Here is a 1183-nt window from a genome sequence, read left to right on the forward strand (position 1 = left end):
CCGAGTCGGGGCGCAGCAGTCCGGTGAGCTGGCGCACCAGCGTCGACTTCCCGGCTCCGTTGGGCCCGAGCAGCCCGAAGATCTCGCCCTGGCGGCGGCGGGTATGGGGGCGGCGGGCCGTCGGTCGGGGACGGAGGCCAGGCCGCCGACGGTGGGGACCCGCGCGGGCAGGACGCGGTCGGACGGGCCCTCGGACGAGGGGCGGCCGGACGGCGCCCGGCCGGTTTGGCCCGGCGGCACGTCGGCGCGCTGCTGCGGTACGTCGGCGCGCAGCAGGCGGTCGTAGGCGTCGGTGAGTTCCGGCCCGGGGTCGATGCCGAGTTCCTCGGCCAGGGCGCGGCGGGTGCGGTGGAACCAGTCCAGGGCCTCCGAGCGGCGCCCCGCGCGGCCGAGCGCGTCCATGAGGTGGGCGACCAGCGGTTCGCGCAGCGGGTGGGCGACGGCCTCGGCCTGCAGCAGGGTGGCGGCCGCGGCGTGGCCGCCGAGCCGGCCGTGGGCGCGGGCCAGTTCCTCGGCGGCGGCCAGCCGCCGCTCCTCCAGGGCCTGGGCGGCGCACTGCAGCGGCAGGCCGGCCGTGGTGCCGGCGAGGGCGGGGCCCCGCCACAGGGCGAGGGCCTCGCGCAGGGCGGTGGCGGCCTCGCCGGCGTCGTCCAGGTCGCGGGCGCGGGCGACCAGGCGCTCGAACCGTACGGCGTCCACCGCCTGCTCGGGCACCCGCAGCCGGTAGGCGCCGTTGTCGGTGACGAGTTCGATGCCGGCGGCGGGGGCGTCGTGGGCGGTGAGCAGGGAGCGCAGCCCGGAGACGTGGTTGTGGATGACGGTGCGCGAGTGCCGGGGCGGTTCCTCGTCCCAGAGCGTCTCGGTGAGCCGTTCGACGGTGACGGGTGCTCCGGGGTTGAGCAGCAGCATGGCCAGCAGGCTGCGGCGCTTGGCCGATCCGGCCGGCAGCTCCCGGCCGTCCGCGGCCACCACGGCCACCGAGCCCAGCAGTCGGAACTCCACGCACCCCCCTTAGATGTATATGACAAGCATATGACAGTAGGCGATCCTACGATCGCGTAGCGTCGCCTGGGCGGCGGGGCCGGGCCCGGCCCCCCCGCCCCCGGGGCACCCGGGCACGGCGGGGTACATGTCCGCCTGCCAGCAGGGGTACAAGATCGCGCCGACCATGTGGAGACCCCCC

The 1183-nt window shown here is 77.0% G+C and carries 1 protein-coding gene and 1 pseudogene; both read right to left on the reverse strand.

The genetic code is table 11. The features are described 5' to 3' along the window. Positions 1-358, reverse strand: a 358-nt coding sequence (locus ABZW03_RS41055) for an ATP-binding cassette domain-containing protein (protein ID WP_355270012.1), incomplete at its 3' end; no start/stop codon positions are given. Then, positions 283-1002, reverse strand: a pseudogene (locus ABZW03_RS41060) (AfsR/SARP family transcriptional regulator); the annotation flags it as partial. The gene ABZW03_RS41055 and the pseudogene ABZW03_RS41060, both read right to left, overlap by 76 nt. Positions 1003-1183 lie beyond the last annotated feature (181 nt).

It is taken from the genome of Kitasatospora sp. NPDC004799 (assembly GCF_040609095.1).
Taxonomy (GTDB): domain Bacteria; phylum Actinomycetota; class Actinomycetes; order Streptomycetales; family Streptomycetaceae; genus Kitasatospora.